15 protein-coding genes are annotated in these 22835 nt (G+C 39.1%); all 15 read left to right on the top strand.

What is annotated here, in order from left to right; all coding sequences use genetic code 11:
- The first annotated feature begins 8 nt into the window (after window positions 1-8).
- The 15 genes from CA2015_RS22695 (at window position 9) to CA2015_RS22630 (ending at window position 22812) form a co-directional block, all read left to right on the top strand.
- Entirely contained in the window at window positions 9-1982 is a 1974-nt protein-coding gene (locus CA2015_RS22695; protein WP_048643970.1) for a phage tail sheath family protein, read from the top strand.
- Window positions 1983-2015: 33 nt separating this feature from the next.
- A complete protein-coding gene (locus tag CA2015_RS22690; RefSeq protein ID WP_020891016.1) occupies window positions 2016-2444 on the top strand; it encodes a phage tail protein in 429 nt (142 codons plus the stop codon).
- Window positions 2445-2446: 2 nt separating this feature from the next.
- Window positions 2447-2887 carry a phage tail protein gene (locus tag CA2015_RS22685; RefSeq protein WP_048643969.1) on the top strand — a complete coding sequence of 147 codons (441 nt, stop codon included), beginning with the start codon at window positions 2447-2449 and terminating at the stop codon, window positions 2885-2887.
- Window positions 2887-3036 carry a DUF5908 family protein gene (locus CA2015_RS25250; RefSeq protein WP_262485589.1) on the top strand — a complete coding sequence of 50 codons (150 nt, stop codon included), beginning with the start codon at window positions 2887-2889 and terminating at the stop codon, window positions 3034-3036. The genes CA2015_RS22685 and CA2015_RS25250 overlap by 1 nt, the downstream gene beginning before the upstream one ends.
- A 5-nt stretch (window positions 3037-3041) precedes the next feature.
- Window positions 3042-3734: a CIS tube protein gene (locus tag CA2015_RS22680; protein ID WP_048643968.1), complete on the top strand. Its 693-nt coding sequence runs from the start codon at window positions 3042-3044 to the stop codon at window positions 3732-3734.
- A 12-nt stretch (window positions 3735-3746) separates the two neighbouring features.
- Entirely contained in the window at window positions 3747-5468 is a 1722-nt protein-coding gene (gene vgrG, locus CA2015_RS22675; protein WP_048643967.1) for a type VI secretion system tip protein VgrG, read from the top strand.
- Between the two features lie 7 nt (window positions 5469-5475).
- Window positions 5476-5769: a PAAR domain-containing protein gene (locus CA2015_RS22670; protein ID WP_048643966.1), complete on the top strand. Its 294-nt coding sequence runs from the start codon at window positions 5476-5478 to the stop codon at window positions 5767-5769.
- A gap of 11 nt (window positions 5770-5780) precedes the next feature.
- Window positions 5781-6191 (top strand): GPW/gp25 family protein, encoded by a 411-nt coding sequence (locus tag CA2015_RS22665; RefSeq protein WP_048643965.1) that lies wholly within the window; start codon window positions 5781-5783, stop codon window positions 6189-6191.
- A gap of 5 nt (window positions 6192-6196) precedes the next feature.
- Window positions 6197-9382: a baseplate J/gp47 family protein gene (locus CA2015_RS22660; RefSeq protein ID WP_048643964.1), complete on the top strand. Its 3186-nt coding sequence runs from the start codon at window positions 6197-6199 to the stop codon at window positions 9380-9382.
- Between the two features lie 3 nt (window positions 9383-9385).
- On the top strand, window positions 9386-12070 hold the full coding sequence (locus CA2015_RS22655) for a hypothetical protein (RefSeq protein WP_048643963.1): 2685 nt from the start codon (window positions 9386-9388) through the stop codon (window positions 12068-12070).
- A gap of 11 nt (window positions 12071-12081) precedes the next feature.
- On the top strand, window positions 12082-14718 hold the full coding sequence (locus CA2015_RS22650) for a hypothetical protein (RefSeq protein WP_048643962.1): 2637 nt from the start codon (window positions 12082-12084) through the stop codon (window positions 14716-14718).
- Window positions 14719-14981: 263 nt separating this feature from the next.
- Window positions 14982-16463, top strand: coding sequence for a contractile injection system tape measure protein (locus CA2015_RS22645; protein ID WP_048643961.1), 1482 nt, complete (start codon window positions 14982-14984; stop codon window positions 16461-16463).
- Between the two features lie 12 nt (window positions 16464-16475).
- Complete coding sequence (locus CA2015_RS22640; protein ID WP_048643960.1) at window positions 16476-18383, top strand: eCIS core domain-containing protein; 1908 nt, start codon at window positions 16476-16478, stop codon at window positions 18381-18383.
- 64 nt (window positions 18384-18447) lie between these two features.
- Window positions 18448-21915 carry an eCIS core domain-containing protein gene (locus tag CA2015_RS22635; RefSeq protein WP_048643959.1) on the top strand — a complete coding sequence of 1156 codons (3468 nt, stop codon included), beginning with the start codon at window positions 18448-18450 and terminating at the stop codon, window positions 21913-21915.
- A gap of 9 nt (window positions 21916-21924) precedes the next feature.
- Entirely contained in the window at window positions 21925-22812 is an 888-nt protein-coding gene (locus tag CA2015_RS22630) for a tetratricopeptide repeat protein (RefSeq protein WP_169786506.1), read from the top strand.
- Window positions 22813-22835 lie beyond the last annotated feature (23 nt).

Below are 22835 nucleotides of genomic sequence, written 5' to 3'. Positions count from 1 at the left end.
GTTGAACCATGGCAGCAAATTATAGAACCCCAGGTGTATACATTGAGGAAATATCGAAATTTCCTCCATCCGTAGCCCAAGTAGAAACCGCAATTCCGGCTTTTATAGGCTACACAGAAAAGGCCAGAGAAAATGAAGCGGATACAAGCGAAACATTATTTCTCGAACCCAAACGAATCGTTTCATTACTGGAATATGAAACCTTTTTTGGCGGGCCAGATCCTGAAACTGGACTTAAAGTTCAGGTAACAGAGGAAGCTGGAGAAAAAGCGATCTTAGTGGAAGCCCCTGATCCTGAAGACAAGTCTCCATTTTTAATGTTTTATTCCTTACAGGCTTATTTTGCAAATGGTGGGGGGCCTTGTTATGTGATTTCGGTAGGTATATATGATGACGCTGACCCAGTTACTCCTGTAACGATGGCAGCATTAAACACAGGCTTGCAGGAGTTGGAAAAAGAAGATGAGCCCACCTTGATATTATTCCCAGATGCTACAGCACTTCCTGAAGCGGCTGAGTTTTACTCCATCTACAACAATGCACTTGCACTGTGTAGAAAAATGAGAGATAGGTTTACGATCATCGATACCTATACAAATAATATGGAAACGGAGATTTCTTTGGAATCCGGCGTTAGGGAATTAATAACCTCTGATTTGGAAGAAAAGAAATATGGGGCGGTTTACTTTCCTTACCTGGAAACGATTCTGAACTACAGTTATGACCCAGAACAAACAGAAGTTACTCATTTAATTACAGATGCATCACCTGTTTCTGATATACTAGAGGAAGTGGATGATATTCTGGTTGAGGCCGAAGGTATCATTACAGACTTGCCTACTGAAGTGTCCGCTTTTTCAGGAGCAGATACGGCTATCCAAGGTGGTACAGATGAAGAAGCTGTAACGAATAAGGGCACTGTAGTTGACCCATTGAATGCCATTATCGATGCCTTGAATGAATTTGTAGGCTTAATGGCTGAAATCGTAGAAGATACCAATAATGTGGCTGCCATGGCTGAAGAGCAAAATGAGACACTTGCTACAGCTGCAACCGAAGCCGCCAATGCATTGAATGATGAACTAGAAGAAGGTGGAGATGTCCCCACATTTATTGCCGCGCTTCAAGGTCACCTTGATATATTGAATGGAGACATCACCGGAGATGCTGTGAAACAAGCTTCAGTGGATGCCAATACTGCTTTGACAAATACGGATGTTAATGTTTTACTTCAGTCTGTATTGGATTTAATCGATCCAGCCATATTGGATGCGATGTTGGATATTGAAGAATTGGATATGGAATCTGAAGGGGTGCTCAATGGATTTTCCTTAAGTGATGTAGAAGCCATTGATAGTGCTACCTACAATAAGATAAAAGCTGAAATTAACAGGGTCAAGGTAGTTCTGCCTCCTTCATCTCTTGTAGCGGGTATCTACGCCAAAGTAGATTCAAATATTGGAGTTTGGAAAGCACCGGCCAATATATCTTTAAACTATGTTGTCAAGCCTACTGTGAAGATCACAAATGACATGCAGGATAGGTTGAATGTAGACACCATTGCCGGAAAATCCATTAATGCAATCCGGTCTTTTACCGGAAAAGGAACCTTGATATGGGGAGCCAGAACATTAGCTGGGAATGACAATGAATGGCGTTTTATATCCGTTAGGAGGTTTTTCAATATGGTGGAAGAATCCGTTAAAAATGCTACCCAGCAATTTGTTTTTGACGCCAATGATGCTAACACATGGGTGAAAGTACGGGCAATGATAGAAAATTTCCTTATTCTCCAATGGAGAGCTGGTGCATTGGCAGGAGCCAAGCCTGAGCATGCTTTCTACGTCCGTGTTGGTTTAGGACAAACCATGACAGCAATGGATATTTTGGAAGGAAAAATGAATGTTGAGATAGGCATGGCGGTTGTAAGGCCGGCTGAATTTATCATTCTTAAATTCTCTCACAAAATGCAGGAATCCTGATTATTTGTTTTAACCCTTTAAATGTAAAAAATCATGAGTTATCCATTATCCAAGTTTCATTTCTCAGTTGATTGGGGTGGAACTATAATAGGTTTTACAGAAGTTTCTGGTCTTGATGTGGAAACGGAAGTTATAGAATACAGGCATGGGGCCAGTCCCGAATACAGTAAAATCAAAATGCCAGGCATGCAAAAATTCAGCAATATTACCCTGAAAAGCGGGACTTTTGCTGGCGACAATGAGTTTTATGAATGGTGGAATACGGTTAGTCTAAATCAGATTGAAAGAAGGGACATCACCATTAAATTGTTGAATGAAGAGCATGAACCAGTAGTTACCTGGAAAGTAAAAAATGCCTGGCCTACCAAAATTCAATCTACAGACTTGAAGGCGGATGGCAATGAAGTGGCCATTCAAACCATGGAATTGGTCCATGAAGGTCTTAGTATTCAAAATGATTAAAAATGGAAGATGTTTACCCCTATGCAAGTTTCCATTTTAAAGTTTCCATTTCAGGATTGGACGATACGGAAGACTATTATTTTCAATCGATATCAGGCTTGGATGTAAGCATGGATACTGAAGAATATGCTGAAGGTGGAGAAAACAGGTTTAAGCATAAATTGCCTGTGAAAACCAAATATTCTAACCTGATTTTAAAAAGAGGGCTTGCAGGTTCAACTGGGTTAACTGATTGGTTTAAAGAAGCCATGGAAAACTTCAATTTTGAAACAAGATCCATTACAATCGATTTATTGAATGAAGAACATGAGCCTTTAATCACATGGAATGTGGTAAATGCCTTCCCCGTTAAAATGACGATTGATTCTTTTAACGCCATGGAAAGCAAGCTGGCAATAGAATCTATGGAATTTTCTTATCAATATTTTACAAGGATTAATTAATGGCAATAAATATAAAGGAAATGCATATCAAATTTCATGTCGAAGAGGCAGGAAAGGCGAAACAAGGAGTAGGCATTGACAAAGAAAAGGTTGTTGCTCAGTGTGTAGAACAGGTTATGGAAATACTTAAGCTTAAAAAAGAAAGGTAATTGTCATGAGCGAAGGAAAATTAGAGAAACTGAAGCTTGTCGCTTATAGTGATCCTGAATTCAGTGAAAAGGTGGCTGATGGGGAGTTTTCGACTTTGCTTAACCCTGAGAAATACGCTTATCAATATAAAATTGAACAAAATGAGGATCAGGCACCCGGAACGAGTGCTGCTCCTACCAAATTCAATAAAAAACTTCCTGAAGAACTCGATTTGGATTTCTTATTTGACAGGACAGGAATTGTTGAGGGTAAAGGAAGTACTGAAGATGGGGTTATTGATGATATCGAGCATTTTAAAAAAGTAATTCTAAACTATAACGGGGAGCAGCATAAGCCTAATTATGTAATGATCTCCTGGGGAAGCCTTCTTTTTAAAGGCAGTTTGGTAGAAATGACTGTGGAGTTTAAGTTGTTTAGACCAGATGGTACACCTCTCCGTGCTCTAGCAAAGGCTAAATTCAAAGGTTTTGTAGAGGATGATTTAAGGGCTGCAAAAGAAAACAGAAGTTCTCCGGATTTAACACATTACAGAATAGTGAAGGCCGGAGATAATTTACCCTTAATGACACAAAGAATCTATGGCGACCCCAAGTATTATTTAGAGGTGGCCAGGGTGAATAAGCTAATTAATTTCAGAAACCTAAAGCCAGGACAAGCGATATACTTCCCTCCCATTACAAAACAAGGGTCGGCGTAAAATTAAAAAAAAATGATAGATTCAGGTGATATTGTCACTTTGGAAATTTTAGTGTCAGGCACTGCACTCCCTGACAAAATTCAGGTAATGAATGTTACTGTTCAGCGTGAGCTGAATAGAATACCCTATGCAAAAATCACAATAATAGATGGGGATGCAGCCACAGGTGATTTTCCAGTTAGTAATGGACAAACACTAATGCCTGGAAATGAAGTTGAAATTTTGGCGGGTTATCGATCAGAAACGGCCACCATATTTAAAGGGATTATAGTAAATCATCAATTAAAGATCAGAGATGGAAGTTCTGTAATGCTGATAGACTGTAAGGACAAGGCTTTTAAAATGGCCAATAGCCGTAAATCTGGTTATTTCTATGAGTCTAAAGACAGTGACTTGATGGAAGAGCTTATTACCAGAAATGGACTTGAGGCAGATTTAGTGCACACCAATTTTACTCATCCTGAGTTGGTACAATACCAATGTACTGATTGGGATTTCCTGGTAACTAGAGCACAGGCCAATGGAATGGTTGTGAATGTGGAAAATGGTAAGGTACATGTGTCTAAGCCAGATCCAGAACAAGGAAGTGTACAGACTGTGAAGTTTGGAGAAAGCATATTTGAATTTGACGCCGAAATGGATGGCCGGAATCAGGTTCCAGGGGTTTCTTCATTTGGTTGGAATCCGACCGATCAGGAAATAATTAAAGTAGATGCCAAACAATCTGGTTTTAGTCTTAATGGAAACTTATCTACGGACGAATTGGCCAATTTGATGAACCTTGATCCTATTGAGCTTAAAAATGGAGGGAAGATACCCGACGTGCTTTTGCAGGACTGGGCAGACAGTAAATTGATGTTTCAACAACTATCTAAAACCAGAGGAAGGGTAAAAATTCAAGGGAATTCTGAACCTGTACCTGGTCAAGTTATTACTCTGGAAGGGGTAGGTGATAGGTTCTCGGGCGATGCATTTGTCTCTGCTGTCATGCATCAGATTGCAGATGGCAATTGGACGCTTGATGTGCAATTCGGTTTAGATCCAGAATGGTTTACGGATCAGTTCAGTATACATACCCAACCTTCATCCGGCCTTTTGGCTGCTATAAGAGGTTTACAAGTTGGTGTGGTGTCTCAATTGGAAGGTGATCCAGATGGAGAAGACAGAATAATGGTGAAATTACCGGTTATCAATCCTGAAGAACAAGGGATATGGTGTAGGTTGAGCTCATTGGATGCAGGAAGTGAACGGGGTTTTGTATTTAGACCCGAAATTGATGATGAGGTGATTGTAGGGTTTATTAATGAGGATCCCAATCAGGCAGTGGTATTGGGCATGTTGCCTAGTAGTAGCCATCCCAGCCCTTTGGAACTTTCAGATGATAATCACCTGAAGGGGTATGTTTCAAGATCGGGAATAAAGGTATTGATTGACGACGAGTTGAGTAAATTAGAAATTGAGACTCCTGCAGGAAAGAAGATTGTGATGGATGATGATGGAGAGTCGATCACGATTTCGGATGATCATGGCAATACGATTACCATGGATGGAGATGGTATTGTGATGGATAGTTCGGCCGATTTGAATATAAAAAGTAGCGGAGACATAAACCTTGAAGGAACCAATATTAATATTAAATCTCAGGCAGAACTCAAAGCAGAAGGAAGTGCTGGAGCTACATTGTCAAGCAGTGGTTCGACGACAATAAAAGGATCTTTAATACAAATAAATTGATACAATAATGGGAATGCCAGCAGCAAGAATCACAGACATGCATGTTTGCCCTATGGTAAATCCCGGAGGGGCACCTCATGTAGGCGGGCCAATTTTACCACCCGGGGAGGCCACTGTATTAATAGGTGGGATGCCCGCAGCAAGAGTGGGGGATATGGCCACATGTGCCGGCCCTCCTGATTCAATAGTAGCAGGGTCTTCTACTGTATTTATCGGAGGAATGCCAGCTGCTAGGATGGGTGATAGTACCACGCATGGTGGATCTATTGTGGCTGGATTGGCTACTGTTCTAATTGGTTAAAAAATACAGTTATGGAAGAAGAATTAGATTTTCTAGGTAAAGGTTGGAGCTTTCCACCAACCTTTGACAAGGATTCAGGAATGGTGGAGATGCGATCAGGATCGGTAGATATCCAAGAAAGCTTGTGGATTCTGCTGTCTACCAGATTAGGTGAAAGGGTAATGCAACCCAAGTATGGATGTCAGCTGGATGAATTGCAATTCGAAAATTTAAACCGAACAACCATAACCTATATCTCAGAATTAATTCGTACCGCCATTTTGTACCATGAACCAAGGATTGAAGTAGAAAAAATCGAAATAGAAGAAGAAGGATTAATTGCGGGTAAAGTATTGATAAAGTTGAGCTATTTGGTCAGAAGTACCAACTCAAGAATGAATATGGTTTACCCTTACTATATTAATGAAGGAACATCGATTTAATATTTATGCAGCCAGATAATTTAAATATTTTGAAGGTATTGTGGAGGAAAGGTACTTCCCAAGCCATGAGAATAAACCCGGGACTTGACCCTAGCAACCTTGAGTTGATGGAGTTGGAGCTTGGAGACTGGCTGCTTTTTGCTAATAATTTTGCGAAATATATCCCCTTTTTTCCTGCGAACACTTCAAAGGTAACTTTGGATAACTGGCAGCTTTTTTTTGAGGAGCTTTTGGCCGTTGAGGATTTACCTCAAAAAGGGACACCTGCTTATGATCACTTAAAGCAATCTATCCTTACAAAGCTGGAGAATTTTTCCAAAGAAGGTACCTTAAAGCCTCAGCTTACGCTTCTTGTGGCTTTTTTACAACTTCTGGAAAATTCTCGAGGGAGACTAAATAATATTACCAAAAGGCATTTGGATTTTTATTATGGTGATGTCTTGGGTTTTTCAAAGCAACCTGCTGTTCCCGACGAAGCTTTTCTGATTATTGAGAGTGGAAAAGGACCTAAACCTTTATTAAACAAAGGGACCTCATTTGATGGTGGAGTAGATGCCTTGGGGAAAAAGCGGACGTACATTTTAGAAAATGAGTTCTCGCCAAATCTTGCACAGGTAAGTCATATTAAGAACAGGTATACGGATTCCATTCAAAGAAAAATTAAAGTAAGCCAGGTTGCCAATTCTTCAGATGGGATGGGGGAACCTTTTAAGGAGGAAAACCAAGGATGGTGGCCCTTTGGACATTCATTATCAACGGCTACATTTCCTGCCTTGCAAAATGCCAGTTTTGGTTTTGGTATTTCCCTTCCTTCATTGTGGGCTACGGCAGCATCGGACAAATATTTCAGCTTTGAATTTACCTTTAAGAAAAACTTGCCTTTTTCTGGTACAGCCGCTGATGTTCATCAACTGTTTACCGTGCAATACAGTGGTGAGAAAGGCTGGGTGGAGATTTCACCTTTTGACCTTCAGGTTAAGAGTGACTTTCAAAGTAAAGTGGAAGGCAATCGACTCACTATTGTTCTTTTTGTTGACAAGTCACAGGCAGCAATCGTGGATCAACAAGAAAAAATTCATGGGGACAGCAAAGGTGAGGGAGCTCCTTTAATTTGGTTTGACATATCCTGTAATTCTCAGAAAGCATTTCAGTGGATCAAAGGGCTTGGTGGGACAGCACTTCAAAAGCTGACTATTCGGTCCATTTATAGCAATATCAGTACACCCATTGTAGAGTCCGATTTGGGTATTCTTAACCCAGAAAAGCCATTCCAACCTTTTGGAAGTATCCCTAAAAAAGGCAGTAGTTTTTATATAAAATACCCCGAATGGAAAAAGAAAAAGCCAACAAAAGTGACAATTCGGGGAAAGTGGTCCAATACCCCTACAGATTTTAAAGATTGGTATTATGGTTATCGAGATTTGGGAAGTCAATACCTGAGCAAAGGCAATTATTTTTCCCAACATTTTGTACCAGGTCCGGGTGTGACGCAGCCTATAAAATCCTTTTTATTGCAGCCTACTGGTTTTAGGGAGCCTTTGTTGACCAATAAAATTACAGTAAATCCCGATCCCGATAATTTGATTGTCAAAAACAACAATCACTTTAAAGCAAGCCTCTCATTGAACGACGGTCAAGGATGGACAACTAAAATTTCAGAAGAGGTGCTGTTTGAAATTGATGGGGATGGGTTTAAGAAAACATTTGACGTTTTGCCAGGTGCTGGTAAAAAATATTTGGATATAAATGAGGGGATTAAAATTACACTGCTCCAATCTTTTCTATCTGAATTATACCCCAGATTGTATGCTTTGGCCATGTCTAGTGACCAACCAGAAACGCCTATTCCAAATGAACCCTATACGCCATTATTGGAAACCTTAAATATAGATTACGAAACAGAAGAATCCTTTGACTGGACCGCTACACCTGATCCGAGTTTGAAATTTTTTGTGAGGGATGATTTTGGTTGGTACGAAGAAAACAAGGCAAATAAAATTGGAATAGCACATACGCTAGACAATGAAATCTATGCCATTCCTTATCCTGAAAAGGTCGGGGAATTATTCATTGGGATTTCAGGCATAGCTCCTTTGGAGCAGTTGTCTTTGTTAATTCAGGTGTTGGAAGGAAGTGAAAATCCTTCGCAAACTGAAGAAACTGATAGGTTGAAATGGTCTGTTTTGGTAAGCAATTATTGGAAAGACCTGGAAAGAGAAAATATTATTTCAGACCAAACCGACAACTTACTCAAATCAGGGATAATCGTATTTTCCTTACCAGAAGAAGCTTTCAATCTTCACCATAGATTTGAAAGCGATTTGGTTTGGTTAAGGGTAAGTTCAGGTAAAACATACAATGCGACAAGCCGTGTTCTGGGCATTTTTTCCCAAGCCATTAAGGTAGTCTTGAGCGATAATGGCAATGATTTAAGCCATTTGAAAGATGGATTGCCTGCTGAAAGTATTGCTAAAATGATTGAAAGAAAAGCAGGGATTAAGGGGGTTTTTCAACCTTTCAATTCCTTTGGTGGTAAAGCACCTGAGCAAGATAAGAATTATTATATAAGAGCAAGTGAAAGGCTGAGACACAAAAACAGGAGTGTTTCTCTTTGGGATATTGAACACCTGGTGCTACAAGAATTCCCTGAAGTGTATAAGGTTAAATGCCTCAACCATACCTGTTCTGAATCATTTTTGTCTCCAGGGCATGTTATGGTTTTGGTAATACCTGACACCTTAAATAAAAATGTCTACGATATCTATCAGCCAACCTTCAGTGCGGCCAAACTAAATGAAATAACTAGTTTTCTTGAGGAGAAATCAGCACCTCAGGTTAAAATAAAAGCGGTTAATCCTCTGTATGAGGAAATTAGAATTAACGTTCAAGTAACGTTTTACCCAGGGTTGGATAAGTCTTTCTATATGAATAAGTTAGATGCTGACATCATTAGTTACCTTTCACCATGGACTTCTGGTGATAACCTTGCTATAGATTTTAATAATCATTTCAATAAGAGTAGTCTTGTTTATTTTTTCGAGAAATTGGGTTATGTAGACTTTATTCAGGAACCTCGGATATTTAGGAATGGCACTGAGATGGGGAATAATATTTTACCAAGCAGTCCTAAACACATTCTGGTTTCAGCCAAGTCTCATGATGTCTCACTGTACGCACCAGTTATTACTTGATAGATGATGAATCAAAAAACATATCGCCCGATTTCAAAGGAGGTTCATACAAGTGATGATTTAGACTTTCAATTTCTTAAAGATGAAGGAATAAAAGTTATACAGAGAATCGGGAATAAAATTTGGACGGATTACAATGCCCATGATCCCGGAGTTACTATTTTAGAAATTCTGGCTTATGCAATAACTGATTTGGGGTATAGGCTTTCCTTGCCAATCGAGGATCTCCTATTGGGAAATGATAAAGCCAATTACCTTAAAAAGCATTTCCATATGGCAAGTGATGTCTTGCCCTGTAAAGCACTCACAGGTCTAGACTATCGGATGTTACTGATGGATGTTGAAGGAGTCAAAAATAGCTGGATAGAAACCTATTCTAAGCAAATTTATATGGATTGTAAGAACCTTAAAATGGCTTATGATCCTGCGATTTGGGAAGGTTTACCAGAGAAAGACAAAAAGTCATTTGAACTGAAAGGTCTTCATAAGATTTTAATAGATGCAAGCGATGATATTCCCTTTGCCCAAATCAAGAGGAAAGTTCTTTCTGCTTATCATCAAAATAGAAATTTGTGTGAGGATGTAGTAGAAGTAATTCCTGTTGAAAGCCATCCCGTTCAAGTTTGTGCAATAATGGACTTGAGTCCTGATGCTGATGAAGAGTTAATAGCAGCAAAAATTGAATGGGAAATTGAACAATATTTCTCTCCCAATATCCATTTTTACTCTTTTGAGAACATGCTTGACAAAGGATATACAACCGAAGAGATTTTGGAGGGCCCCTATTTGAAACATGGGTATTTGGATCCGGATGAATTAAGGAACGCAAAATTACGTGATAAAATAAGCCAATCAGACATCATCCAATTGATAATGGATATTGATGGTGTTGAAGCCATAAGGGATTTAAGTATCAATCATTGCGAGGAAGGCTCATCAGGGGGTGGATGGGTTATTACAGTTCCCGAAGGGAAAAAGCCTGTTTTGTGTGATAAAAGCAAGTTTAACTTTTTCAAGGGATTGTTGCCACTAAATGTAAATCAGGAAACTGTAGCCGCTCATAAAAATGCTATTGTTACTCAAAATCAAGTAGAACAATATGAAATAAAGGAAAAAGGATTTCCTCTTCCTGTACCTCATTTATATCCCTTAGGAGAGTATTCAAGTATAAGGAATGATTTTCCGGAGGTTTATGGAGTTGGGCCTTTGGGTATTCCGGAAAGTGCCAAAGGAGTAGATCGTGAAAAGAAAGCAGATCAATTAAAAGCTTATTTGACTTTTTTCGATCAAATTTTGGTGAGCTATTTTAAGCACCTTACTGAAGTTAAAAACCTGTTATCAGTCTTTAGTACTCATGAAAGGTCTTATTTTACAGAAACCGTAACGGATATAGGTGATCATGGTGAATTTTTAGGAAGTTTCTATGATGACGGGTCCCTTTACGAGGACCTCATGGCTCCATTTGATGAGCGAAATAAAAGGAGTCAAAAGTTGAAAGACCACCTTTTGGCAAGGTTTGCAGAGAAATTTTCTGATTATGCATTTTTGATGAAAAAAATCTATGGATCAGGTGTTGATGAACAAGTGCTGAAAACCAAATCCTTTTTTTTGGAGGAATATGGAAAAATAAGTGCTGAGCGTTCAACCGCGATGAACTATTACAAGCAGCCTTTGAAAAATCTTTGGAATACGGAGAATACTTCTGGATTTGAAAAGCGAGTTGCTTTATTGGTTGGGATTAAAGATTATTTCAGAAAAAACTTATCTCGTTCATTTGTAGAGATTTATCCAAGTACCAATGCCGAGGGTGAGGCAGTTTTTAAATGGAGAATATATGATCAAGATAAAAATGTCCTTTTACAGTCCATAAAATCCTATAAAGGGAGAACTGCTGCGCACAAGGACATTTACTTGGTTATCCAGCAAGTCAAGGCTGTTTCCAATGAAACCATAGAAGAGACTCTGAACCAATTCGGAGAAGTGCCTGAAGTAGGTTTTGATTTTGACTGTTTTAAAGTAAGTATTTCTCCAACAGGAAGGTTCTCCTTTGGTGTGTTTAATTTGGATATAAAAGATCCAGAAAGCCCTGATTATCTGATTGCAAGTCAGCAGAAGTATTTTGCTTTCCCAAATTTTAAAAATGCGCTATTGAGTTTCAAATCCTTTATGGATGAGAAAATGGATGATGAAGGAATGTTTGTTGTTGAAAACATCCTCTTGCGACCAGATTTCAATGAAGCAGAGCTTTCCAATCAGCATTTCCTGCCATTTTGCAAGGATGACTGTGCCGAAGGGAATTGTATAGATCCGTATTCTTTTAGAGTGACGATTGTACTTCCGGGCAACTCATTCAGGTTTGCCGATAGAGATTTCCGAGATTTTCTAGAAAACTTAATCAGAGAAGAAATGCCGGCCCATATTTTAGCCAAGATTTGTTGGATAGGTAGGGCCAATACTGGTGATCTTGAAGAAGAGGACCAAATGAGTCTTTTTGAGGAGGCTTATGCCAATTTCCTCTCGGGATTAACAGTGGGAGATTATCAATACCATGAACAATTTATAAAAATATTATCCGAATTGCACTCGATTTATCCTACTGGTACCTTATACAACTGTGAGGATGAGGATGAAAGCAATGCAATGAGAGATACCATCATATTAGGAAGATCAAATTTAGGAACCATTTAATCCAGTAGGCCATGTCAAATAAACTAAGTTCCGTAATCTACCAATACCGAAACTATAAGGCTGATCAGGTGCTTACCCATACGCAGCTAAATGAAACGATTGCCTATTTCGAAGATCAGGACAGGTTGAGTCGAATAGCACTGACAGGAGTGGGTATCGTACATGGCCTTAGCATTTCCAAAAGAGGGGCAGAAGGAGGAGACCAATTGGTGGTAAAACAAGGGGTTGGAATCACTACAGATGGAGACCTGATTATTTTGCACAAAGCCTTGTCAGAAGAACAACCCAAAGAGAAAAATATTTCTATTGAGGAGTTAACCTTCACGCATTTCAGGCTGTTTATTGATGAAAATGCAAGATATTCTCCCTATTTCTATATAGATGAAGAACAAGTAGAGCTTTGGGAGCTTTGCAATGAGGGAGACCCTGATGCAAAGCCATTATCTGAATTAGCCAATTGGGACAATAAAAACTTTTTGGCTTATTTGGAATGCTATCCTAAGCGAGAGGATATATGTGGAGATATCAATTGTGACAACCAAGGTATTGAGCAAATTGCCAGATTGCGTTTCTTAATGCTAGATGATGCTTCCATCCAAAATTTAGTAGGCCTTGATAACGTTTTACGTCAAAAAACTAAAACTACAGCGGCTTTAAAAGAATTGTCAAAACTTCAACTGATGAAGGTGGTTCATACTCCACAAAACTCCACTTCATTTGAGCAGATTGATAATTTATATATTGCAGCGATCAAAAATGGCAATACTTTGGACGAAATGTCTAAAGGTTTAGAACAGATAGTAGAAGGCTTTGGATATATATTCGATCAAGATGAAAATTTTCAAAGCTTGGTAGATGGTTTTAGTGAATTGATCGACAAAATTTTTAATCAGGAAGAAGAGGAGTATAATTTTCAGCAGTATCGTTACCTCCTTGCCCGAGATTTGATCAATACTTTTAATGCTTTAATAGATGCCTTAAATGAGCTTGACTACTGGCCTAACCCAGCCATTTCCTCTTTTCCAAAACATCTTTTGCTCGGGAAGTTGGTAAATACGGGTTCTCGCCACGGATTTTATAGATCTCCTGCCTTAGGTGATTATGATCAAGCTAAAAATAAAATTCATGACCTTTTTAGGAAAATGTATTTTATATTAACCTCCTATCAAATTCAAACAGAAGAAGGTTTGAGGATTATTCCGAATGGGAAAAAACAGCACAATTCGCATTTTCCTTCAATACCTTTCTATTATTCAAAAAGTGAAGAATTATTGTCCGAATGGAACGGTGGTAGCCCAAGCATTAGTTTTCACTATTCGATGGGGAATAATCCATTATTGCTGGAATATGAAGGGCATGACAGTTATCTTATAGGAGGACATTTGCTAACAGATGGAGAGAGCACTTTCCAGTCAATAAATTCAATGATTAGTCAGTTTGGCTTGGAGTTTAAAGCGTATCATTTGGATTTGGCATCCAATCAGAAGGAGTTGAAAAAACTCTTAAAGGAACATCCTTCTTGTTCGAGCCTTGGAGGTGTACCTAAATCTGGAACCTATATTTTACTTAGCTACGATAACAAGGTTTTAGCTGACCTTTCCCTTTCCTATAGAGTGGTTGACGAGACGGGACTTATTGGTTCCAGTCATGTAAAGGTTGCTAGTTGCAGCTACCCTTGGATCAGTTCTTTAAAATACCTTAATAACCTTTCAAGAAGTATCAAAGGTTCGGTAAGAAGGTCTGGGGTTCAGCCAAAAAGTTACCGATTGGCGATTAACAATTATACCATTAATGGTCAAAAAATTATTAATGGGACCGTCACGCTTGAAATACCTTTTGAGGAAATCTATAATAGGCGGATGCATGCCATCACTGAAGCATTAAACGAGCGTTTCCCTAAGGGATTGGTCTTCGATTATGATGAATCTTACAAGCGATTCGTTATTACCCGGCCTTATGATGATGAGTTTAGCATTAGTTTTTCAGACAACACCATAAGTATCAACAAGCCATCTTATACTTATACTCAAGATGGAATGGTGAAATCTGACAAAACCTTTAGGCTTGAGGCTATTCGTTGTGAAGAGCTTAGGAAATACAGAGAGGCTACCTATTTACAATTGCAAAGTGAATTTGCTCCTGTGGATAAGGATGATGATTATGGAGAATTTAAAGGTAAATGGAAGCAATGGAACGATTTGATAGAGGATTTAAAAGCCGATTCAAGGTTTACTGGCAACTTTAAACCAAGAATTCCTGAAAAAGTTAGTGATCTTCCTGGTTCTGTTCAAAGAATTATTCGTAGTGTTCAGTCAGCCTTGGCAAGTTCTAAAATTGGGCACAAACTTTATTTAACGGGAGATTGGGTGAATGGTAGCTGGGCAAGTATTGAAATGATAAATGATTATAAAAACGCTACGGACACGAATGATTTGATCTTTAGATTTCTGCGATTAAGAAGCACACTTCATGGTAAAGACCAGGCAAGTAAAGCATCATTGGTGGTGGTTTTGGATAGGGAAATTGACAGGGGAGAAATGACCAGAACCTTGGAACCATTTACCGAAAAGGCTGATATTTATATCGAAGTGCCAGCAAAAAGAGGTCAGCCGCGAGGGATAGATTCTATAGAAAAACTGCAACTATAAGACATGGAAAAGGACCAATCATACAAATTCCGGATGATGATTGGTCCTTATGGGGCTTCTGTCCAATTTCACTTGCTTTAATCTCTGATCTAGTAGTATAAGCGACTCAATAGTGATGTAAACAACACGTAACGAACGCAACTTCAAGACGTTTTGACTTAATTGCTTGCTTCCTCTTTCATACTCATTTGCCAGTAAAATAGGTTCAGTCTAGTGACCAAACGTTTAGAAATATAAGAATTAATTTGAAAGAATAAAAATAAATGAAGGAAATTGATACGCACTCTATACAAAAAGTTTCTATCGATATATATTCCAAATCGGTCGAGAATGCCAAGTCTATAGAAAGAAATATCAACACCTTTGTTCAGGATTCTTTACTGCCTTTAATTGCTTCCTATCTTGATGAATTGGAAAAAGAATTACAAAATGATTTCATTCAGATTCCCCAGATAAATATTTCTTTGGATCTTTTGGAAGAAGATTTTTTAGAGCCTAAAATAATTCTAAAAGCATTCATGAATCAATTTAAGGAAGTGATTTCTAAAGAAATAGCTTCAAATAGCAAGCTCAATTTTAAGAAGGTACATAGTGATGAGCTTATGCTCAATTCGGATCCGATTGGACTTTCAACAAAAAAAGAAATAGATGAAGAAGTTTTGGTTCTGGATCCGGTAATAAGTCTGTTGAAATCATGGATTTATTTTTTGGAAAATGGACATTTGCCTTGGTGGTATCCTATAGAAAAAGCCAGAGATACTTTTGAATGGGCAAAATTAAAACCCATAATGGAGAAGTTTGGAGGAGATGGGAACTTGCTTAAATACTTCCAGCATTCCCCGTTCTTTGATCGAGTGATTAGGCAATATAGAGTGAAGGAAATAGGTGAATTGATTTGGATAGTTATAGGCAGCAAATCACCTATTAAAAAACTCCAATTTAAGCAGATAAATGAGAGGTTGGAAGATGACAAAAAGCTTGGTTTTTACAGGTTAATAGTCGCTTTAAGTATTTTTGAGGAAAAGAAAGGCGATTGGCAGCTCATTGCAGAGCTTTACTTTTCTAAAGTTAGCAAACCAAATAGGAAAATAGTAGAGAAAATTTTCAGAGAAGTCATAAAATTTGATGATATTAAAGCTAGAAAGGATATTGTTCCATCGATTATTCGAATCCTCGATAATAAAGTGCAAACGGGAAATGAAAATCCAAATGATATTCGGGATCGGTCAGAATCAAAAAGTATAGATAAAAAAGAGAGCTATTATATAAGTAATTCAGGCTTGATTTTACTGCATCCTTTTTTGAAATCATTTTTTCTTGATTGCGGGTTGATAGATGAAGAAGGGAATATTAATAATTCGGAAACTGCTGTTCATGCATTGTATTATTTGTCTAACAGGAAAGAGCAACCTTTTGATTTTGAGCTGGTTTTTGAAAAGTATTTAGTAGGGGTAGCTATTAATGAAGAAGTTAATAGAGAGGTGTTTCTTTCCGAAGATATTAAAGACAAGACAGGGAAACTTTTAAATGCACTAAAGGTAAACTGGAAGAGATTGGGAAACACGGGAATAGAGACTATTCGTAACGAGTTTATAAATCGAAATGGCAAATTGGTTTTTGAGGAAAATGCTGACCGCTTAATTGTGGAAAGAAAGGGACAAGATGTATTATTGGAAAGTATTTCCTGGAACCTATCACTAATAAAGCTTCCTTGGCAAAAAAGGCATTTGCTTGTAGAGTGGTAAATTGAAGATACTATGAAAAGACAAGGTTTTAGAAAGTCCTCAGTAGGTTTGATCAATCCTTTATTTCAAAGCAAGGAGGGGAATAGTTTTTTTCGCCATAAGAAGGAACAAAGTGATAGTTTGACACCTTCTCTTGACAATGATAATTTTTTTGATCCTATGCTTCAAAAAGTGTCAGATGAAAAAGATACTGGAATAGCAGTACAAAGTAAAGAAAAGGAAGATACCACGGATAAACTGCAGGCCGCTTCAGAGGATGAAGAACCAGTACAAGCTAAAGCTGATGAAGAAGAGGCTGTCCAAAAAGCAGGGGATGAAGAGGAGGCAGTAAGCGCCAAAGCAGAAGAGGAGGAAAAGGTTAGCGCAGCTGCTTCAGAGGAGGAACCTGTACAAACAAAAGCTGAAGAAGAAGAGCCAGTACAGGCTAGAGCTGAAGAAGAGGAAACTGTTAGCACCAAAGCAGAAGAGGAAGAAAAAGTCAGTGCAGCAGGTTCTGAGGAAGAACCTGTCCAATCCAAAAACGAGGAGGATACCGTTCAAACTGCAAAAGAGGAAGACAGTATTCAAACCAAAGAAAGCAAAAGTGGAAAGGATTCATCCCGCCAAAGCCAAGTTAACAGTATAGAACACGTCCTTTTTCAAGAAAAGGGGAAGGGTATGCCAATGTCTCCTGATACGAAAAGATTTATGGAGAAAAAATTTGGCTCTGACTTTAGCAAAGTTAGAATTCATACAGATCAAAAGGCTCAAATGATGAATAAGAAAATTAGGTCCAAGGCATTTGCCCATGGATTTGATATCTTTTTTAATCAAGGACAATACCAACCAGAAACAAAAGCAGGAAAGCATCTACTGGCTCATGAACTCACCCATACAATTCAACAAAAGGGGATTATAAAAAAAGCTGTGCAGTCGAAATTAAATGATGGCCATGATTTTCATCCAACAAGTAGATTTTCAACAAATGAATTGCTTGAAGATACTTTTGACAATTATGCCACTTTAAAAATTGGCTCCAATGGAACAGCTGTAAGCCTAATACAATACGCTTTAATTGGTTTAGATTATCGTTTGCCTAAGTATGGTGCAGATGGATCTTTTGGGGAGGAAACGAGCAGAGCTGTGAAAGCTTTCCAAGCGGATATGGGCTTGGTTGTGGATGGGGTAGTGGGTAGAAACACAATCCAATACCTTGATAGACTTGACAGAGGAGTGGAGGTAATGGCACCTGAAATGCCTGTAACCATTGATGCTAAGATTGACTTGAAAAATGTAATCGCCCAGGCTGGAGCTGTTGCATCAAATAGTTTGGGCCCTGCAGATATGGGAAGGGTTTTCCCTGAAACCATCGATGTTAAATTAAAATTAATAGATGATGGTGTAATGTGGCATCCAGTCATTACAGGATTGGTAGGTCATTATTCTGTGCAAACACGCCTTCTTCCCGGAATGAAGGAAGTAACCGGGCCGGGGGGAAATACTAGTGAAGAGAATTACTGCGATCAGGTTAATGATTTAAGTAATCTTGGGGCTTCTTATGTAGAATGGTTTATGGAGGATGCAGTTTTAGCTCATGAAAGATTTCATGCCTCTAAAATGCGTACGGCATTAATTGACCCTTCTGTCTTGATACCCTTGGAAAAGGCGGTAAATGAAATGGCATTTCCAAAAAGTGCCCTTACGATAAATGACATTTTAGCTGAGGCAATGATTAGGTTGGATCCAAAATTTCAAGATGCAATTTTCGAAGCTGAAATGAATTGGATTGACTCCTTTCTAGCCCTAGTGAAAGAGGATCATGGGGTGCCAATAGGTACTGGACCTGCTTATCATGAAGAGAGAAAAATAGTTAATCCTATGATTAGAAAAATTCGCAACCATGCTAAAGCAAATAAATGGTCTTCCTGTGCCCACAAGTAGCTCAAATACCCAAATGGGTTTTTAATTAAAAGTCCAATAAATCTGAATTGATGATATAAATTGTATGAGCCATTTTAGTTCTAAATCTAAAACCAGCAGAGGTCACTCCTCCCAAAATCAGTCTGATCCCTTTTTTCAGGCGAAATTGGCAGTAGGACAGCCTGGTGATCAGTATGAGCAAGAAGCTGATGCAATGGCAGATAAGGTGGTGCAAGAAAAGTCTCAAGAAGAGAATGTTCAATCAAAGACAGATGAAAATATCCAAGCCCAATCCTTGGCCAAAGGGGTTACGCCTCTCGTTCAGTTAAAGGTAAATAGAACGGTTTTTCAGGAAAAATCAGAAGAGGAAGGGCAGCTATCAATGGAGCCTCAGGATAGTGAAGCGGAAGCTCCTGTACAAATGAAACAAGAGACTGCCACATCCACACCTCCGGGTTTCGAGCAGCAGCTCAATCAAACATCAGGAGGAGAGTCAATGGATCAGGAGACACTTTCAGGAATGGAGGAGTCATTTGGTGCTGATTTTAAAGATGTAAGGGTGCATACTGATAGCCAGGCAGTGCAGATGAGCCAAGGTATTGGGGCACATGCCTTCACCCATGGGAATGATATTTATTTTAATGAAAACCAATACAAGCCCAGCGATAGCGCTGGAAAGCATCTTTTGGCGCATGAGTTAACCCATACCATTCAACAAGGAAGTAGTCCAGCCATACAGAACAGTACCATTCAAAAAGAAGGCGAAGAGGAAGCAGCTCCTGAAATGGAGGAAGAAACTGGTGTTTTGGATGAAAGTGCTAAAACCATAACTTTTAGTAAAATACCCATTCCAGGATTTAAATTACAGGATCATAGGGGAACACTATTTACAAGCAAAGCCCCTCTTAAAAGAAAAAACAATTATTTAAGAGGCAATACCAACCAAAGAGATGGCGTCTGGAGAGAAGAGGTAAGTACAACCAATATTGCCACAAGATTGAACAACTTGTATGAGGAGCACCATAGAACTCCCCCAACAGCTGATACTACGCATGTGTTTAAAGCCAATATAAATGGCAGGGGAGCAAAGCCCACTTATATAGGCCCCATTGATGTGATTTCGAAAGAGCTTACTACGCCTGGCTGGGGGAAAGATAAGAATTACAGAAACTTCCACGTAGACCATATTGTAGAACTTCAATTGGCTAATTGGAGCACGGCAACATGGCCCAATACCCTTGAAAACATGGAATTATTGGATGCCAGTAAAAACACCTCAAGTGGGTCTGTTATAAAAGGTCAAATTACGGAAAAACTCAATGGTTTTAGAGAAAGACATGGGGTTCAATACCCTGGAGGAGATGCGACATTTAAAAACAAATACACCTTGGTTTTTAATAGTGCAGAAGCTTTGGCTGGAGGAGATAGTAATGCCACCGAAAATGAATTTTGGACCAAAACTCAGATAGAAAGCGGAGATCAATTAGAACCTATCGAAGTGGGGAATTTAGCTGATATTGGAAGCGAAGGAGAGGTCCGTATTTTCCCCAATCAATCCGGTGGAATAAGTAAAAAGTTTGTTTGGACTGGAGAGGGTAGCAGATTGGGTAGTTCTGAAAAGACCTGGTTAGGCAATCCTTTCAGAATTACCGCCAAACAATTCGCTACTGAAGGTGAAAATGTAGAAAACACAGAGAACCTAGGCAGTATTTCAGTAAATATACCTTCTTCAGACAAAACATGGGCACCTTGGGCAGAGGATAAAGTCTTTCCTGTAAAACGTTATCCGGGTTCTAAATATGCAGGATACCTTACCAAGCAGTCTATTAAGTCCGGTTTATATGGATTGCGAATAAAAAAGGCAAGCCCGGTAGAAATCCTTGAATTGGACTTGTTGCCAACTGGTATTGAGGCTTATGGCCAAATATTACCCAGTATTCCTATTTTCGAGGGCAGTCCTATAGAACTATTTATCTCCAATGGCGAAGTAAGGGTATCTAAAACCTTTGGAATTGAAGAAATTAATGTGCCCGCGCCGTTTGAAATTAGCGATAGTTCTTTAACGATTTTTGCAAGTTCCAGGAATGGATTGGGGCTGACCGGTGAAACCAATTTTGCCATCAACCAAGTAGGTGAAGGGCATATTAGTGCTACCGCTTCCACTGCTTCAGGTTTTGAATTGGAAGGGGCATTTAATTTTGATTCTGAATTATTTGATCCGGCGGAGATCAATATGGAATACAAGGAAAATACCTGGACTATAGGAGGAGAGATAGGCATTCCTGAAGGAAAGTTAAGAGGTATTAAATCCGCCACAATAACTGCAACGTATAGTGAAAACAATTTTTCTGCAACAGGTGAAGCTGAGCTGGATGTTCCAGGTATTGAAAGGGGGAATATGGCCTTCAATTTCGGTGAAGATGGTTTTTCATTCAGTGGTGATTTTGACTTAAGCAGTGATATTCCGGGGATTACAGGAGGTAATGTAGCGGCTAGAGTTGCTAAACCTGCAGGGGCTGAGAACTATGAAATCATGGTAACCGGCACAGCCCAGCCTGATATTCCAGGGATTTCTACATCACTTACAGTTACTTATGAGAATGGTGCGCTTACAATTGTAGGTTCGGCAGCCTATAGCAGAGGAATGCTAAGTGGAACCATAGAAGTAGGCGCTACCAACCGTGCTATAGGGGAAGATGGACAGCCTTCTGGAGATCCGGACGAAACCATGCGAGTCTATGGTGGAGGTGAGCTTACCCTTCAATTAACTCCTTGGTTGGCTGCAACGGCTGGAGTTAAACTTTTACCTAATGGAGAAATAGAAGTTACTGCCAGACTGGCCTCTGAGAGCTATGAGGTTTTTCAAAGAAAGGAATTCAATAGGAATTTATTTAGGGCTCCAACAATAGAGATTCCATTGTTCGCGATTCCTATTGGGCCACGAAGTATTGGTTTGGTTGCTCAAATTGGAGGTGGATTGGATTTTACAGCCGGTTTTGGTCCAGGTGAATTGAGAGATATATCCGCTGAAATCACCTACAATCCTGAAAGAGAAGATGAAACCACAATAAGTGGTCATGGAGAATTTGCCATTCCTGCCGATGCTGGACTTACTTTAAGAGGTGACTTGAGCCTTGGTGTCAGTGTTGCCATTGCTAGCCTCACAGGAGGAATAGAGTTGACTGGCGCATTGGGGTTAGAAGGAGAAGCAGCTGCAGAAGTAGATTTGAATTGGACCCCTCAGACAGGCTTGTCCCTGGATGCTCTCGGTAGAATCACTGTAAATCCCAAATTCGAATTTGAAGTGAATGCATTTGCAAGGGCCAGCCTTGGAGTAGGCTTCCTCTCTGTTTCAGAAACCTGGAGACACAATTTGGCTGGCTTTGAATGGGGGCCAGATATACAATTTGGTCTGGTGTTCCCAGTCAATTATCAGGAGGGTGAGGCTTTTGATATGTCTTTCGATGATATTGAGGTGATCTATCCTGATCTGGATATTGTGAATATGGGTAAGGGCTTGGCGAGAGACATCAAAAATGATTTATTTGACTAAATGACTACAATGGAAAAAGAGAAGGCCATTGCTTTCAATAATGAAGGTGCAAGGCATTTTTTGAAGCAAAATTTTGAAAAGGCAGCAGAATGCTATGATAAAGCCTACGAGTTAGATTCAAAAAACACATCCATCTTAAATAATATGGGCCTTTATTATCAACAGCAAAAAGACTACGATAAGGCCATATTGTTTTTTGAAAAAGCGATACAAATTGAAATGAAGCCGCATTTTCTGGTGAATTTAGGGAATGCGTTGTCCATGAAAGGTGAATATGCGATTGCTTGGGATAAGTTTTCTGAAGCAGTGGAACGGTTCCCTGAGCACCAAAATGCAAAAATTAGTTTGGCAAAGCTTGCCACCCATATCAATGAGTTGGAAAAAGCAGTGCAGATCTGGAAAAGCATAATAGAAGAGCATCCCACTGATCAAAATTTAATACAACTTGTTAAGGTTTTTATGAGGATGAACCATTGGGAAGAGGCAAGACAGACTTTGACTTCTATACCTCCTAATTACTGGACAGGGCTTGTCTGGTTTTTGGCTGGGCAATGTGAATTTCATTTAAAAAACTATGGTTTTGCCATTAAATCTTTTAAATCAGCCCTTGCAGAGGAACCTGACAATACTTCTTATCGACATTATTTGGCTATGACCTTCCTTGCAGTAGGTCAAGTATCAGAAGGCTTGGACCATTTGATTAAAAATTCCCGTTTGGAACCAGATAATCCAGCAATTTTAACAGATTTAGCAGTTGTTTACCTTAGTAAAGGAGAGTTTGAGATGGCAAAGAATTGGTTGAATAAAGCCCTTGATTTGGATCCAAGTTTTGAGAAAGCTTTACATTATAAATCCAAAATGAAGCAAATCGATACCGGTAAACAAGAACAAAATTGATTTTAACCCGGAAGGCATTTCTA

Source organism: Cyclobacterium amurskyense (assembly GCF_001050135.1).
GTDB lineage: Bacteria > Bacteroidota > Bacteroidia > Cytophagales > Cyclobacteriaceae > Cyclobacterium > Cyclobacterium amurskyense.
This window is presented reverse-complemented; position numbering and strand designations above follow the sequence as displayed.